Source organism: Rheinheimera riviphila (genome assembly GCF_004005945.1).
Lineage (GTDB): Bacteria > Pseudomonadota > Gammaproteobacteria > Enterobacterales > Alteromonadaceae > Pararheinheimera > Pararheinheimera riviphila.
Genome location: NZ_SACS01000013.1, coordinates 56,909 through 72,022, shown reverse-complemented (window position 1 = coordinate 72,022; position 15,114 = coordinate 56,909). Strand labels below are relative to the sequence as shown.

Annotated in this window: 9 protein-coding genes and 1 CRISPR repeat array; of the genes, 7 read left to right on the top strand and 2 right to left on the bottom strand. The window is 50.7% G+C overall.

Going from position 1 to position 15,114, the window contains the following annotated elements:
- The first annotated feature begins 26 nt into the window (after positions 1-26).
- The 6 genes from cas7e to cas2e are packed head-to-tail and all read left to right on the top strand — an operon-like array spanning position 27 to position 4,600.
- Positions 27-1,061 carry a type I-E CRISPR-associated protein Cas7/Cse4/CasC gene (gene cas7e / locus EOE67_RS12710; RefSeq protein WP_127699458.1) on the top strand — a complete coding sequence of 345 codons (1,035 nt, stop codon included), beginning with the start codon at positions 27-29 and terminating at the stop codon, positions 1,059-1,061.
- A 13-nt stretch (positions 1,062-1,074) separates the two neighbouring features.
- Positions 1,075-1,818: a type I-E CRISPR-associated protein Cas5/CasD gene (gene cas5e / locus EOE67_RS12705; protein ID WP_127699457.1), complete on the top strand. Its 744-nt coding sequence runs from the start codon at positions 1,075-1,077 to the stop codon at positions 1,816-1,818.
- Position 1,819: 1 nt separating this feature from the next.
- The gene (gene cas6e, locus EOE67_RS12700; protein WP_127699456.1) at positions 1,820-2,521 is read left to right on the top strand and encodes a type I-E CRISPR-associated protein Cas6/Cse3/CasE; all 702 of its coding nucleotides are present in this window, start codon (positions 1,820-1,822) and stop codon (positions 2,519-2,521) included.
- A gap of 26 nt (positions 2,522-2,547) precedes the next feature.
- On the top strand, positions 2,548-3,378 hold the full coding sequence (locus tag EOE67_RS12695) for a KilA-N domain-containing protein (RefSeq protein WP_127699455.1): 831 nt from the start codon (positions 2,548-2,550) through the stop codon (positions 3,376-3,378).
- Positions 3,379-3,380: 2 nt separating this feature from the next.
- Entirely contained in the window at positions 3,381-4,301 is a 921-nt protein-coding gene (gene cas1e, locus EOE67_RS12690) for a type I-E CRISPR-associated endonuclease Cas1e (protein ID WP_127699454.1), read from the top strand.
- Between the two features lie 8 nt (positions 4,302-4,309).
- Positions 4,310-4,600 (top strand): type I-E CRISPR-associated endoribonuclease Cas2e, encoded by a 291-nt coding sequence (gene cas2e, locus EOE67_RS12685; protein ID WP_420849777.1) that lies wholly within the window; start codon positions 4,310-4,312, stop codon positions 4,598-4,600.
- An 88-nt stretch (positions 4,601-4,688) separates the two neighbouring features.
- Positions 4,689-7,767: a CRISPR direct-repeat array (repeat unit 29 nt; unit sequence CCGTTCCCCGCATGGCCGGGGATAAACCG).
- A 776-nt stretch (positions 7,768-8,543) separates the two neighbouring features.
- Here the strand turns inward: cas2e and EOE67_RS12680 are convergent.
- Positions 8,544-10,631, bottom strand: a complete 2,088-nt coding sequence (locus EOE67_RS12680; protein WP_127699452.1) for an amidohydrolase family protein — start codon at positions 10,629-10,631, stop codon at positions 8,544-8,546.
- Positions 10,632-10,793: 162 nt separating this feature from the next.
- Between EOE67_RS12680 and EOE67_RS12675 the strand changes: the two genes are divergently transcribed.
- Positions 10,794-14,090 (top strand): DEAD/DEAH box helicase, encoded by a 3,297-nt coding sequence (locus EOE67_RS12675; protein WP_127699451.1) that lies wholly within the window; start codon positions 10,794-10,796, stop codon positions 14,088-14,090.
- An 8-nt stretch (positions 14,091-14,098) separates the two neighbouring features.
- On the opposite strand, the gene EOE67_RS12670 is transcribed toward EOE67_RS12675, so the two are convergent.
- On the bottom strand, positions 14,099-15,004 hold the full coding sequence (locus EOE67_RS12670; protein WP_127699450.1) for a hypothetical protein: 906 nt from the start codon (positions 15,002-15,004) through the stop codon (positions 14,099-14,101).
- Positions 15,005-15,114: the final 110 nt, after the last annotated feature.

Sequence of the window (15,114 nt, the reverse complement as noted above, 5' to 3'; positions counted from 1 at the left end):
TCTAATAGTGAATTAAGGAAAATCATATGAGTAAATTTATTCAACTGCATTTATTAACTTCTTATGCGCCGTCAAACCTGAACAGGGACGATCTAGGACGGCCTAAAACAGCCAGAATGGGCGGTTCAGAGAGGCTTCGCGTCAGCTCGCAGAGTTTAAAGCGGAATTGGCGTTGTTCAGATTTATTTGAGCAAGCGTTGGCTGGAAATATTGGGATCCGAACCAAACGTTTTGGTGAGCAGGTTCTGCAGCAGCTTATTTCTAAAGGAATTTCTGAGAAAAAAGCAACTGAATGGACAGCTGCAATTGCCGGGCAGTTTGGCAAACTTAAAAAAGATTCCGTAGAAATTGAGCAGCTTGCGCATATTAGCCCTCAAGAACAACAAGCAACTTTTGCTTTACTTGATCAATTGACCGCTGAAGATCGGGCTCCATCAGAAGAGGATTTGAACCTGTTAACCCGTAAAACGTCGGCTGTTGATATAGCGCTGTTTGGTCGTATGTTGGCATCCAGTCCGGAATTTAATATTGAAGCTGCATGTCAGGTCGCGCACGCCATCAGTGTGCACAGTGTTGCTGTTGAAGACGACTATTTCACCGCAGTTGATGATTTAAATGATGGCATGGATGATCGCGGCGCTTCACATATTGGCGAATCCGGTTTTGCTGCCGCGCTGTTCTATAACTATATCTGCATCGATAAAGAACTGTTAGTCGAAAACCTGAACAATGACCTTGAGCTTGCAAATAAAGCAATTGCCGCCTTGGTTGAAGCTGCCGTAAAAGTCTCGCCAAAAGGGAAACAAAATTCTTTTGCTTCCAGAGCCTATGCCAGTTTTGTGCTGGCCGAAAAAGGAGAACAACAACCACGTTCGCTGTCCGTGGCATTTTTAAAACCAGTATTTGGTGAAGATCAAGCTGCCGAAGCAATCAGTAAATTACTTCAGCAAGTCCACAACTTTGATGCTGTATATGGTCCGTGTGCAGACAGTCGAAGATCTTTGAATGCGGTGGCTGGCGAAGGCAGTTTTAGTGAGTTAGTGGCTTTTGTCGCCGACTAATACAGGAGGCGTTATGCAATATCTGGTTTTTCGGTTATACGGCCCAATGGCGAGTTGGGGGGAAGCTGCTGTTGGTGGTGACAGACCCACTGCACTGCATCCGACCCGTTCTGCTGTTTTGGGATTGTTATCGGCGGCTTTGGGGATCCGGCGAGATCAACAAACAGAATTAACAGACCTATTTCAGTCAGTTCAGTTTGCTATCAAAGAATACAGCTCGGGTGTTCTGGTGCGGGATTATCATACTGCTCAGGTGCCTTCTTCAGATAAAAAAATGACACATCGGCATCGTAAAAGTGAACTTACAGGACCTGGATTTAAGTTAAATACAGTGCTATCGACTCGTGATTACCGGAGTGATGGACTTTGGGTAGTGGCTATCTGGTTAACCGGGCAAACAAATGTAAGTCTGGCGGGGCTTGCAGATGCGTTGTTAAAGCCTCGGTTTACCTTGTATCTTGGGAGAAAGTCTTGTCCGCTTGCTGCACCATTAAAGCCGCAACTGGTTGAAACAGAAACCTTAAAGCAAGCTTTGGATTCGGAGTTTCCTTGTTTGCTAAATTCTGCGGAACAAGATCGTAGCTGGTTGCGTTTTTCGAAACAACATAGCTATTACTGGCAAGGCCCTAAGGACTTAATTTCGGCGGGTGCTTTGGTTACGCAGAGCGTGCAGTTATGGGATGAACCCGGCGATCGATTGAAGTGGCAGTTTTCAGCACGGACAGAGCATCAGCTAACTGTCAGCATGGAGAGCTAGCATGTATTTATCACGAGTTCGTTTCTGGCCGAATAATGCCGCGCATCAGGCTTTGATTTCAGTGCAGCAAAAAGGCAGCTATGCCAGCCATCAATTGTTGTGGCAGTTGTTTACTGAGCAGGCAGATCGTAATTTTTTGTTTCGCGAAGAGCAGGCCAGTGGCCTTGTTGGATCACAAGGGATGCCAGAATATCTGGTGTTGTCGACAACAGCGCCCGCGCAGTTGTCTGAGTTATTTCAGGTTCAGACCAAAAAGTTTGAACCACGCTTGGTTGTTGGAGAAAGGCTGGCATTTCGGTTAAGGGCAAATCCGACTGTGTCTTATAAAGGTGGATCGTCAGACAGTACCAGAGGGCAACGTCATGATGTGATGATGCATGCCAGAAAAACGGCTCAAGCTTCAGGTATCGTTGATAAACAGCAATTGCAGCAGCAGATGGACCAAGCTGCAATTGAATGGCTTACTTGTGAGCAACGCTCGGCCAAGTTGGGTGTGAGGTTTGAAGTACAACCGACAATAATTGAGTCATCGCAACATAAAACCAGCAAGAAAAGCCAGTCACAGCTGATTAGTTACAGTGCAGTAGATTATGAGGGGGTGTTGACTGTCAACGAACCTGAATTATTTCTGACGCAAGTAGCGCTGGGATTAGGGCGGGCCAAAGCCTTTGGTTGCGGGCTAATGTTAATCCGGCGGGTTTAATAATCAAAATTCAAGGAGGATCTTTGATGGCTGCAAAACTGGAAGTGCTGGAACAGCAGATCGCAACTTACGCCAAGGATGGGATTGAGTACATCAGCATTACTGATATGGCTCGTTTTAAGAACCCAGACAGAACCGATATCATCATTGGTAACTGGCTGCGGAATCGCAATACGATTGAGTTTTTAGGTATTTGGGAACAGCTAAATAATCCGGATTTTAAACCCATCGAATTCGATGGGTTTAAAAAACAAGCCGGCCTCAATAGCTTTACCCTGACGCCAAAACAGTGGATTGAACAGACCAATGCTATTGGTCTGATATCCAAAGCTGGCCGTTATGGCGGCACTTATGCACAAAAAGATATTGCCTTTGAATTCGCTAGCTGGATTTCTGTTGAATTTAAACTTTATCTGATTAAAGAGTTTCAGCGGCTAAAAGAGCAGGAATTTCAGCAGCTTGGTTGGGATATTCGACGCAATTTAGCCAAGGTAAATTACCTGATCCACACCGATGCGATTAAGCAAAATTTAATACCTGACACTTTAACTCCTGGGCAGATCAGTCACATATATGCCGATGAAGCCGACTTGCTGAACATGGCTTTGTTTGGGGTTACCGCCAGACAGTGGCGTGATCAAAACCCTGCTCTAACCGGCAATATGCGTGATCATGCCAATATGCATCAGTTGGTATGTCTCGCTAACCTTGAAACCATGAATGCTTATCTGATCCATCAGGGCGCAGCTGCAACAGATCGGTTGCAACAACTGAACGCGCTGGCCATTTCACAAATGACTATTTTATCTAAACAGCCCACTGGTCTTTTGGCTTTATCCGGCAAAGGAAATAATTAGCCATGGCCTTTATTCCGCTAAAGCCTATCCCACTTAAAGATCGTAACTCGATGATTTTTATTGGCATGGGCCGAATTGATGTCAAAGACGGTGCTTTTGTGGTGGTGGATGAAGTGAATGGCGAACGTATGCATATTCCAGTGGGATCCATTGCCTGTTTGATGCTGGAGCCTGGCACCCGAATTTCCCATGCGGCCATGAAGCTGGCGGCTGAAGTTGGCACTTTAATTACCTGGGTGGGCGAGGGCGGCGTTCGGTTCTATTCTGCCGGACAGCCCGGCGGTGCCCGTTCCGATAAGTTGTTGTACCAGGCAAGTCTGGCACTTGATGAACAACTTCGACTAAAAGTAGTGCGAAAAATGTTTGAACTACGGTTTGGCGAAGAGGCGCCACTGCGGCGCAGTGTTGATCAGTTACGCGGGATTGAAGGCGCCCGAGTGCGTCAAACCTATCAGTTGTTAGCCAAACAATATGGCTTGCAGTGGCACGGTCGCAAATATGATCCCAAAGATTGGGAGGCCGGAGATATCGCCAATCGTTGTATCAGTGCTGCTACTGCCTGTTTATATGGCATCACTGAAGCGGCAATTTTGGCGGCCGGTTATGCGCCAGCCATTGGATATTTGCATACCGGCAAGCCGCTGAGTTTTGTCTATGACATCGCAGATATCATCAAATTCGACACCGTGGTGCCACTCGCGTTTCGGATCGCTTCGAAAAATCCAATATCACCAGACAAAGAAGTACGGCTGGCCTGTCGCGAGTTGTTTCGCACTGATCGAACGCTCAAAAGGCTGATCCCGCTGATTGAAGACATTCTGGCCGCGGGTGAAATTAAACCACCAGAACCATACCCGGATGCGCAGCCCCCCGCACTCCCTGAACCGCCATCAATTGGCGATGCTGGCCATCGGAGCGGTTAATTATGAGTATGTGCATGATTGTGACCGAAGCAGTCCCGCCGAGATTACGTGGTCGATTAGCCGTGTGGTTATTAGAAGTACGCGCAGGTGTGTACGTGGGTGATGTCAGTCAGCGCGTACGAGAAATGTTGTGGCAACAAGTAGACGCTATGGCAGAAGACGGCAACGCCATTATGGCTTGGGCCACCAACACCGAATCAGGTTTCGACTTCATCACCTACGGCAAAAACCGTCGTCAACCTGTCGATTTTGATGGTTTAAGGCTGGTCACTTTCCTGCCTGATGACGCGCAAAATTAATCATTCACTTGCTCTTTAAAAATCCGGAAAATTTGGTAGAAAAACATAGCCTGTTTTTTTGTTTTAAAATCAGGTATATACTTTTAGTCCGTTCCCCGCATGGCCGGGGATAAACCGGCCTTCTTTAACAATCCCTCTGCTGTGGCGTTCCGTTCCCCGCATGGCCGGGGATAAACCGCCGTACTTCGTGACAAGGCTGGTGGGCTTGATCCGTTCCCCGCATGGCCGGGGATAAACCGTAGAGCGTCGAGCAGATAATAAAATGCTGGAACCGTTCCCCGCATGGCCGGGGATAAACCACATGAGCTGGATATCACGATTGACGCGTCTTTCCGTTCCCCGCATGGCCGGGGATAAACCGGCCTGAGACTCCATTCAGAATTGCGCCGGTAGCCGTTCCCCGCATGGCCGGGGATAAACCGGAAACAATGAAACCAATAACAGAATTAGTTGACCGTTCCCCGCATGGCCGGGGATAAACCGCAGGTAGCAACATTGCTGGCACGCGCCTTAACCCGTTCCCCGCATGGCCGGGGATAAACCGGCTTCATCGTTACCGAAGAAGCGCTGGAAGACCCGTTCCCCGCATGGCCGGGGATAAACCGTGGCAGGGCGCACCAGTCCTGTCAGCTGGCAACCGTTCCCCGCATGGCCGGGGATAAACCGGTTAAAACCAGGAAGAAAAATGGTAATCGGAACCGTTCCCCGCATGGCCGGGGATAAACCGCCCTGACATCATTACAGATGGAAATAGTTAACCCGTTCCCCGCATGGCCGGGGATAAACCGTAAATCAAACCAAAATACATTGAAGGCGTTGACCGTTCCCCGCATGGCCGGGGATAAACCGGGCATGCAGTCTGGCTGCAATAGTCCTGCTGACCGTTCCCCGCATGGCCGGGGATAAACCGCCGTCAAAGATTCAAGAGGTTGATATGACACGCCGTTCCCCGCATGGCCGGGGATAAACCGTTATTATTGCAGCTTGCTGATGTGGCGGTGGGCCGTTCCCCGCATGGCCGGGGATAAACCGGCCGGTTTCATGCTGGGTAAAATCCAAATCATCCGTTCCCCGCATGGCCGGGGATAAACCGTGGTTCAAACAGTTGGTGCCAGCAGAGCTTGGCCGTTCCCCGCATGGCCGGGGATAAACCGCCCTCACTCGTCACAAGGCCAGCCTTGCGCCCCCGTTCCCCGCATGGCCGGGGATAAACCGTCTTCAGCGATTATGAGCGGATGATTAATGGCCCGTTCCCCGCATGGCCGGGGATAAACCGAATATTCTGAGAATCGCCGACGCGAAGCTGAGCCGTTCCCCGCATGGCCGGGGATAAACCGCAGGGCTATGGCAAAAAAGCGGCTGAACGATACCGTTCCCCGCATGGCCGGGGATAAACCGGAAACAATGAAACCAATAATAGAATTAGTTGACCGTTCCCCGCATGGCCGGGGATAAACCGATGGGGCTTTTCTTGATTGCTCGGGTGAGCACCCGTTCCCCGCATGGCCGGGGATAAACCGGCCGTTGGCGGCGTTCCATGATGTGTTAGTGGCCGTTCCCCGCATGGCCGGGGATAAACCGGCGTGGTCTGATGTCCAAGCGGCAGTATTGACCCGTTCCCCGCATGGCCGGGGATAAACCGGGAAATGCCTTGGTGCATAGGTACGCGATCATCCGTTCCCCGCATGGCCGGGGATAAACCGCCAAGCGGGTCTGAATGTTTGCTCATCTGAACCCGTTCCCCGCATGGCCGGGGATAAACCGGTCAGGGCGGCCGAGGCATCCTGACGTTTACGCCGTTCCCCGCATGGCCGGGGATAAACCGTTAAATCCCGCAAGTGACAAAAATTTTGTTTACCGTTCCCCGCATGGCCGGGGATAAACCGCACACTGCCAGCTGTGGATTGACCCAGATGACCCGTTCCCCGCATGGCCGGGGATAAACCGCTCCTGAATCTGAGCAATAGCACGCTTCATCACCGTTCCCCGCATGGCCGGGGATAAACCGCGGCTCCCGCCAGCGTCAGATTCAATCCATAACCGTTCCCCGCATGGCCGGGGATAAACCGCCCCAGCAGCAAACCCCATACTATCTGAGCGTCCGTTCCCCGCATGGCCGGGGATAAACCGCAAAAACTGTTAAAAGTATATCATCCATATTACCGTTCCCCGCATGGCCGGGGATAAACCGCGTATCCAGAAATTTACTAACAACCCGATGCACCGTTCCCCGCATGGCCGGGGATAAACCGCCGGTAAATTAACTAATTATGCCGAGAATAAACCGTTCCCCGCATGGCCGGGGATAAACCGCATATCATCCATATTATGCTGCTCCTACGCCGCCGTTCCCCGCATGGCCGGGGATAAACCGTGGCGTCGGGTTGTAAAACGGGTTTGGTTGGTCCGTTCCCCGCATGGCCGGGGATAAACCGAGCAGCTGCTGGCGGGGTTCCCTGAATGGCAGCCGTTCCCCGCATGGCCGGGGATAAACCGAGGATTATCCAGCCGCACACAATTCCATTTTCCCGTTCCCCGCATGGCCGGGGATAAACCGCAACAGTTACTGCAAAGGACAGATAACTTAGACCGTTCCCCGCATGGCCGGGGATAAACCGCAAATACCCGTTTAGGTAATTCGGGTAATCGTCCGTTCCCCGCATGGCCGGGGATAAACCGCAAGACTACCAGTTGGATGATAACGACGAAGACCGTTCCCCGCATGGCCGGGGATAAACCGGCAGCATTTCACATCTTAGAAGACCTGCTATTCCGTTCCCCGCATGGCCGGGGATAAACCGGACATGGCTGATGCCCGTGCAGTCGACATGGTCCGTTCCCCGCATGGCCGGGGATAAACCGTAAAAACCGGACAATCATTGGGGCTGGATGAACCGTTCCCCGCATGGCCGGGGATAAACCGTAATAACTCATAATTATTACTTGTTAGAATTGCCGTTCCCCGTATGGCCGGGGATAAACCGGTTGTTTCTGTATTCGGTGGCGGTTATCCGGTCCGTTCCCCGTATGGCCGGGGATAAACCGATTGCTGCATACCTGCAATCTCAGATTGACATCCGTTCCCCACATGGCCGGGGATAAACCGCCTTTACCGGAGGTATCGTCAAGTTCAAATCGCCGTTCCCCGCGTGGTCGGGGATCACCCTTGGCTACCTTTCACCTAATCATAAATATTATGCTGTTTCCAGCATAGTCAGGGTTAATCCACGCGAGTAAAGGTCATGCCGCTTGACATCATCCGTGTCGAAGACGGAATACCGCTGTGGCAATACAATGTCTGATTTTGGTATCGATGATTGCAGCGGGATCGTCAGGTAAATCGAAACAAAAAACAACCGCACGCTGACCCGTGCGGCACTGATAAAGTTGGAGGTTTCGCGGTCAGAAACAGACCTATATCAGCCTAACTCGTAGTTTGAGGTAAAAACCCCAAGCCGGCTCTTGGGCAACCGTGGTGTTTGGCGGCTCTATTGCCGGGAGCCTATCCACCATGGCGTTGCCAGTATAGGAATTTTCATGGCGAACGTAAACGTCGTCATCAATTTCGATGCGACAGTTAAGTTGGGGCATTTTGATAATTTCGAGGTTGAGCGTGCCAGCCCAATCGTAAAAATCACTATGCACATGAAAATCCTACCACCCTCAATGTTAAAAAATTAGAGGTACTGATTGCGTTGTCGCAATGCAATTTAGATCGTCGCCTCGAGTTGATTCTCAACATAAATCCGTCGAATTCGACGGGTTTATGTTTGTTGAAGTACTACAAAATTTCAGATTAAGCTAAGTTAATTCGCGGCTACAAAGACCAACTTAATAACAAAATCCGATTTTAAACCCATCGAATTCGATGACATTAAAAAGGCCTGTAAAAACAGGCCTCAACACGAATTCCAAATTCAACCGATCAATCAACAACTATCAATCAATGCCGATGCCCATGTTTAGCACCACCAGCACCTTTGCCCGGCGCAGCAGCACTCTGCTTAATAACCGGTTTAGCCGTCACAAATGGCTTAATCCCCATCGACTGGTAAATATCCATCGGGTAGATGGCCTGGTTTTGGGTGATTACCATGGCTAACTGGCGGATGTCGCTGATGTTTTTGGTTGGGTCGCCGTCGACCAGGAGTAAGTCGGCGTCTTTGCCTACTTCAATGCTGCCTTTGCTGGCTTCGACTTTGCTGTAGCGGGCGCCGTTGAGCGTGGCTACTTGCAGCGCCTGGGCTGGGGTTAAGCCGGCTTTGACCAGTAATTCCAGCTCACCTTGCAGGGTGAAACCGGCCAGTTCGTCGGTGCCTGCGACGACCGGAATACCTGCTTTGTACATCATGCCGACAAACTCAACCATCTTGGCGTAGGATTTTGCGTACAGTTTCGCGGTCGCTGCGTCTGGAATATCCAGCTCGGCAGTGGCGTAACGGCGTTGTAAATCTGGTGGTAAATGGTGGACTATGGCTTTCCATGGGTCGCCCACTTCACCATCGACTTTTTTCAGGAAGTCAAAAGTCGCTAGGGTTGGGTCAACCACAATGCCTTTATCTTTCATCAGCTTGATATAGTCCTGCACCTTTTTGCTTTGCAGATCTAAACCGGCCACTTGTTGTGCTGGCAGGTAAAACCGTTCCAGCGTGCGGGTGTCGGTGTCGGGTTTGACCAGGAAATTCAGCAGCATCTGGTTAATATGTTGAATTTCATCAAAACCGGCGGCGATTACGTCTTCCGCTTTTAAAAATGCCGGCACATGGCCACTCACACGCAGGCCACGGCTGTGCGCGTAAGTGACGGTATCTTTTAAGATTTCTTTTGGAAAGGAGTTATAAATTTTCAGCTGCGGATAACCGTGAGCGGCGTACCAATCAATGGCTGATTTGGCTCCAGCCAGATCTTTCACCACAAAACCGTTGCGGGCCGAAAACGGGCTTTCGCCTTCCAGGAAACCAGTTGGGACTACGGTTGGCGCCAGCAGTTGCTGATGCTGGGTTTCGTCGATAATTGCCTGAATGGTGGCGTTGTCGTTACCCATATCACGCAAGGTTGTGACGCCAGCGGCCAGATGTAACGGGCCTTCCCAACGTGAAATATGGCCGTGCATATCAAATAAACCCGGCACGACCATGCGGCCTTTACCGTCGATATCGTTTTGCACCGGCGTGTTTAAAGTCCCGGTTGGCACTATGCTGGTAATTTTGCCGCGCAGCAGATACACGTCGCTGGCGCTGCCTACTTTGGTGGTTTTGCTGTCAAAAATCCGCACGTTACGCAGTACCGTCAGGCCCGGTAACTCTTTTGGAATGTTGCTGGCCATTTCGGTCAGCAGTTTGGTTTCAGCTTGTTGCTGCATTTCGGCCATTTTGACCGCGTTTTCCTGCCAACCTTCTTCAATCAGCGTTAAATAACCAGGCGCGATACTGGCAAACAACCGTGGGTTTTCGCCGCTGGTTGCCCAGACAAAATTCGGCACCAGCCCAACGCCGGTTTGCACCAGCAGCTGCACCTGTTGTTTTTCACCGCCTTTTTCAACGATCAGGTCGCTAACCGTTTGCTGGCTTAAAGTGCCGGATGGTAATAGCGCAATGCTGTTAGTGCCGCTTTTTTTGATCGCGTTGATGGCGATGGAGCTCAGTTCAGGTGAGCCGTCGACCGGTAAATACATGACGGCGCCAGATACTTTAGTCTGACCTTTTTGTTCGCCGGCGCTCCAGCTGGCGTTGTTGCCGTCGCGGTTAAATTTTTCGTTGATCACCGAACCAAAAGTCGATTTGCCCTGGCCGCTGTAACTGGCAATGGTGCCGTCGGCGTTCAGTTTAATCGATTCGTTTAATTCCGGGCCGCGGCCGTTGTCTTTAAAAATAAAACGGACTTTCAGTTCACCATTGTCTGCAATATCAACAATTTGCTCACCGGCTTTGACGCCGTTGTCGACCAGAATAGTGTAACGGCGCTGCTCAGCCGCCAGGCTTTGAAAAGCGAAACTTGCCAGTAATAAGGCTGCAATTGGGGTAAAACGCATCGGAAAATCCTTAAGGATGAAGAGGCTATGCACCGACAATACCAAAGCTTCGGAATGTTGTGCAATGCTGATGGTCTTGGACGAAATGTCGACTGGCGCTTTGGCCAGCGGCCGAATTAAGGTAGCATAGACGTCCTTTGGCCTGAATTTATTGTAAACCCCATGTCTGACGCGGTATTTCCTATTAGTGCAGCCACGCTGCAGCTTTGGTTTGATCCTGGTACTTTCCAGCGTGCCCGTGCCTATTGGCAGGCGGGTAAAGTGATTAAACTTGAATACAGTGAAGATTTGGCTCAGATCAGTGCGCAGGTCTGGGGTGAAGCTTTGTCCCCGTACCGGCAATTTATCTCGTTAAAACCGCATGGCGCCGAGTGGCGTTTAACCGACACCTGTAGCTGCCCGATTGGTGGCCGTTGTAAACATGTGCTGGCGGTGCTGTTAAAACTAAAACAAGCGTACGAGCAGCAACAGCAGGGGTTATCGCAACTTCCCATGCGTCAGCTGAATCAATGGTTTAATGATGTCGAGCGCTTGGCCAATACCGATCCCAGCATCGGTAAACTCAAAGACGTGGTGTTATATATCCTCAGTTACGGCCAGTCTGGGTTGCAGCTGTACCCAAGACGGGTGAAGCAAAGTAAAAAAGGCACTTACACCAAAGGCCAGACCATCACTCATCATGAATTCTCCGGTTATCTGGTGCCGTACTGGATTGAAGAAGCTGATTTTCGGCTGATTAACCTGTTCCGTTCACAAAATATCCGCGAACAGTCGTTGTTGGAAGACGACTGGGGCTATCAGCTACTGCAACAATTACTGGCCACCGGTCGTTGTTTTTTTGGTGAAGCACGGCACGAACTGAAACATGGCGCGCCACGCGAGCTTGAGCTGAAATGGCTGGAAGGCAAAGCTGGTCATCAGTTGATGTGGGATTTAGGCGACGACGCTGAACTTGAAGTGGTCTACACCAATCCGCCTTGTTATCTCGATACCACCCATTTTGTGATTGGCCCTTTGACCACAGAACTCAGTGGCCGCGAATTAAAACTGCTGGCAAAAATGCCGCCGGTGCCGGTTGCTGTGGTGCAGGACAGTTTAAGTAAACTGCAAAAACTATTTGGTAAAGTCAGTCTGCCGGTGCCAAAAGGTGTGGCGCTGGAGCGGCTTGATGTCGATCCTATTCCGGTGCTGCAACTACGGATGCAACCACAAAAAACTGCCGGCAATAAACGACCCACGGCGCGCCTGGGTTTTGCTTATGGCGACTTTGTATTGCCGCTGGATTTACGCCAATCGCAAACCGAAGTGAAAGAGCCTGGCCGCACGGTATTTATCAAACGCAGCCGGGCGCTGGAAACCGCAGCGCTGGAACAGTTGCTGGAATACGGGTTGGTGCAGTTGGCCGAGCCGGATGATGTTGAACATACCGTCGCTGAAGCTGCCGTTGATACTGTGAATTCCAAGCAGCAATGGCAACAAGCTTCCTTTGGTATCGGTGAAGGCCCCGACAATCCACAACTGTGGCAACCGCTGTTACAAGCGTTACCCGATTTAGCCAACGATGGCTGGCGGGTAGAGCAAGCCGCTGATTTTAATCTGGATATATTAGCTTCGACCCCATATTTACAAGTCGAAGATGGCAAAGAAAGTGGTTTTAAACTGGGCATTCAGGTGGATATCGACGGCCAGCAAGTGCCGTTGTTATCGCTCATTACCCTGTGGCTGCGACAATATGGTTTACCCACGTCGCAACAGCATATTTGGCTCAGTTTACCGCAGGGCAAACTGGCGTTACCGGTCAGTCTTATTCAGCCGCTCATCGATACGATTGTTGAACTGCTGAACCTCAGCAAGCCAATGTTAATGCTGGAATTGCCCGATTACAAAGCGGCGCTGCTGCCAGCCCCTGGCGCGGCTGAAGTGAAGTATCTCAATGCCGGTCGGCTAGAACGGCTGACCAGCCAGTTGCATCATTTTAGTGGCATCAGCGAAGTCGCCAAGCCAGAAGCGCTGGAAGCAGAGCTGCGGCCTTATCAACAACAAGGTTTGAACTGGTTAAGCTTTTTGCGTCAGTACGGCCTTGGTGGGGTGCTCGCCGACGATATGGGCTTGGGTAAAACCTTGCAGGCGCTGAGTTTTTTACAAAGTGAACGCGAAGCGGGCCGTTTGACGCTGCCGGTGCTGATTGTCTGTCCGACCAGCTTGCTCGGTAACTGGCAGCAAGAAGCGGCGCGGTTTACGCCAGAACTTCGGGTATTGCAGCTGTACGGCCCAAAACGCCAGGCCTTGTTTGAACTGTTGCCGGATTACGACATTATCGTCACCAGTTATCCGCTGGTGGTGCGCGATATTGCGTTGTATCAGCGTTACCGGTTTAGTGCGGTGATTCTGGACGAAGCGCAGCATATTAAAAATTCCGGTAGTCAGGCGGCGCAATCGGTGCGATTGCTCAAAGCCGATTTCCGCTTAGCGCTGTCCGGTACGCCATTGGAAAATCACCTGGGCGAGCTAAAATCGTTGTTTGATTTTGTGCTGCCAGGGCTACTTGGCACCGAACAACATTTCCAACAGGTGTATCGCAAACCGATTGAAAAACATGGTGATGCCGAACGGGCCCATGCGTTAAAGGCGAAAATCGCGCCCTTTATGCTGCGCCGCACCAAGTCGCAGGTCGCGACCGAATTGCCGGAAAAAACCGAGATTATTCAGCTGTTAGAGCTCGAATCAGACCAACGCAATTTATATGAAAGTATCCGGCTGGTGATGGAAACCAAGGTGCGGGAACTGTTCCTGCGTAAAGGCGTTGCTGCCAGTCAGATAGAATTTCTTGATGCTTTGCTGAAATTACGCCAGGCCTGTTGTGATGCGCGTTTAGTGCCAATTGAACAGGCACAGTCGGTGAAACACAACGCCAAGTTGCAATGGCTGCGTGATACGCTGCCGGAAATGATTGAAGAAGGCCGGAAAATTCTGTTGTTTAGTCAGTTTGCCAGCATGCTGAATCTGATTGAACAAGAGCTGCAATATATGGGCATTTCTTATAGCAAGCTGACCGGTCAGACCAAAAAACGCCAGGATCAAATCGACGCTTTCCAGCAAGGTGAAACGTCGGTGTTTCTAATAAGCTTAAAAGCCGGTGGTACTGGCTTAAACCTGACGGCGGCGGATACCGTTATTCACTATGACCCCTGGTGGAACCCGGCGGCAGAAAATCAGGCGACCGACCGCGCGCACCGCATTGGTCAGGACAAAGCGGTATTTGTGTATAAGCTGATTGTGCGCAACACCGTGGAAGAAAAAGTACAGAAATTACAGCAGTTTAAGCAAGGTTTAGCTGACCAGCTGTTTGCCGGTGGCAAAGGGCAAGTGTGGCAGGGCAGTGCCGTTGATTTGCTGTCGTTATTTAGCGAAGAAGCGATTCCGGGGCAAGTGCCGGACGAAGACTTACAATTCCGATAACCGCTGGCTTACAAATGGGCGGTTTTTGGTGCAGTGCTGCTGGGCCTGGTTTGTTGGTTCACCAGCTGTGATTGCACTTGTTGCATCAACTGCTGTAGCGCCAGCTTGCTTTTGTCATCGTGCCAGCTCAGCATTTTTTGCTGATATTCAGCGTTCGCCCACAGTTTCACCAGTTGCTGATTAATATCGTTGATCAGCTTTGGTGCCGCCGGATGTTTACTGCAGGCCACATAGGTGGTCTGGTAGCTGTCATCGCCCGCCAGTAAATAAAAATGCAGTTTTGCGGTCGGTTGTTTCGACGAGTTCAGCAGGAAGTTTACCCGATGTGGATACTCCAACAGGTAATCCACCCGGCCGCCGAGCAGCAAATCGACCGGGTTTTGGTCGATGGCGCTGTGATCGCCGAGCAAACTACCAGGAATAGCGCGGGCCTGGTCAATCAGTTGCGGATAACTACGACCCGATTCCAGCAACCCCAGATACCGTTGCCGGCTCACCAGCTGTGATAATTCGACCACCGACACCTGCTGCTTCTGCAGTTCCTGATCCAGCTTGCTGTCGGCGACTGTGGCCAGCGCCACCGGCATCACCACACCCGCCGGTACCGACATCAACATTTGTCGCTGCCGTTTGGCATTATTCAGAATGCCAAAACTGCAATATAAAGCCGAAGGGTCGCCGTGCAGTACTTCACGCCGCTCAAAACTAACAAAACGGGAACGATGCTGATATTGTGGCAGCTGAGCCATCAACATTTTTTCCATCAGATCAGAAGATCCCTGACCCTGGGCTGGTCCGGTTAAGATCCGAAACGGTGCTAAATCCGACAGCAACCAATGCACAACAGGTTCTGCGGCAGCAGTGTGGCCAGACAGGCCAAAGATAAGTAGCACCAGACCACGCAAGAGAGTCATCAAGGTAACCAGTGGATCGAAATGAGTTTACCTTAGCAAGCAAGCACTGGTCTGGCAAGTGTGATAAAAAAAGGAACAAAATGATGATGTTCCATTACGTTGATAATTTT

Excerpts from the sequence above, each read along its gene's own strand:
- EOE67_RS12675 (WP_127699451.1), top strand. The coding sequence starts at position 10,794 with ATGTCTGACGCGGTATTTCCTATTAGTGCAGCCACGCTGCAGCTTTGG.
- cas7e (WP_127699458.1), top strand. The coding sequence starts at position 27 with ATGAGTAAATTTATTCAACTGCATTTATTAACTTCTTATGCGCCGTCA.
- cas1e (WP_127699454.1), top strand. The coding sequence starts at position 3,381 with ATGGCCTTTATTCCGCTAAAGCCTATCCCACTTAAAGATCGTAACTCG.
- EOE67_RS12695 (WP_127699455.1), top strand. The coding sequence starts at position 2,548 with ATGGCTGCAAAACTGGAAGTGCTGGAACAGCAGATCGCAACTTACGCC.
- cas5e (WP_127699457.1), top strand. The coding sequence starts at position 1,075 with ATGCAATATCTGGTTTTTCGGTTATACGGCCCAATGGCGAGTTGGGGG.
- EOE67_RS12670 (WP_127699450.1), bottom strand. The coding sequence starts at position 15,004 with ATGACTCTCTTGCGTGGTCTGGTGCTACTTATCTTTGGCCTGTCTGGC.
- EOE67_RS12680 (WP_127699452.1), bottom strand. The coding sequence starts at position 10,631 with ATGCGTTTTACCCCAATTGCAGCCTTATTACTGGCAAGTTTCGCTTTT.
- cas6e (WP_127699456.1), top strand. The coding sequence starts at position 1,820 with ATGTATTTATCACGAGTTCGTTTCTGGCCGAATAATGCCGCGCATCAG.
- cas2e (WP_420849777.1), top strand. The coding sequence starts at position 4,310 with ATGTGCATGATTGTGACCGAAGCAGTCCCGCCGAGATTACGTGGTCGA.